This window comes from Actinomyces sp. S6-Spd3, from assembly GCF_000758755.1.
Lineage (GTDB): Bacteria > Actinomycetota > Actinomycetes > Actinomycetales > Actinomycetaceae > Pauljensenia.
On record NZ_JRMV01000160.1, the window covers coordinates 1 to 586 of the forward strand.

General features: G+C 50.0%; 1 protein-coding gene. It reads left to right on the forward strand.

The annotated features are described in order from the left end of the window. Window positions 1–132 precede the first annotated feature (132 nt). Entirely contained in the window at window positions 133–438 is a 306-nt protein-coding gene (locus HMPREF1627_RS00960; RefSeq protein ID WP_081940728.1) for a type II toxin-antitoxin system YafQ family toxin, read from the forward strand. Window positions 439–586 lie beyond the last annotated feature (148 nt).

The following is a 586-nucleotide window of genomic DNA, read 5'->3' on the forward strand; positions in this document are numbered from 1 at the left end:
TCCTTTGTCTCTCGATTACAAGCGTCCAAACGAGGAAAGTCTCCGAGCTATCCGCGAGACTCGGGAAATGATTGCCTCGGGCAGTAGCGAAAGCTATATGACTGGCCGCGATCTTATCGAAGCAGCCTTGGCATGAGCAGGCGTCTACAGGCGAAGTTCACCTCGGCATTCAGCAGAGATCTGAAAAAGAAGGTCATCAAGCGGCAATGGGACCTTGCAGAACTGGAATCTGTGGTTGATCTGGTTTTGGACAATACGCAGGAATCTATTGAAATCCTAAAACGCAGGCACCGGATGCACAGGCTCTCTGGCGAGTGGGATGGCAGCAATGAGTGCCACGTTGCAAATGCGGGTGACTGGCTAGTTATCTGGAAAACTGACGGCGGGTTTGCCTATTTTCAACGAACAGGATCACATGACGAGCTGTTTCGTCGGTGAGCGATAATCTCAAGCAGATTAAAGTCCCCGCAATCAGAATCTCCTACACAATGTTATCCGACCAGGCGATTGAGCATTCCTGATCTTAGTTCGGAACGTCATAAACGGGACAAGCTTGTTGGTATGCACCCATTTCTGTACTGGTCAC

Excerpts from the sequence above, each read along its gene's own strand:
- HMPREF1627_RS00960 (WP_081940728.1), top strand. The coding sequence starts at position 133 with ATGAGCAGGCGTCTACAGGCGAAGTTCACCTCGGCATTCAGCAGAGAT.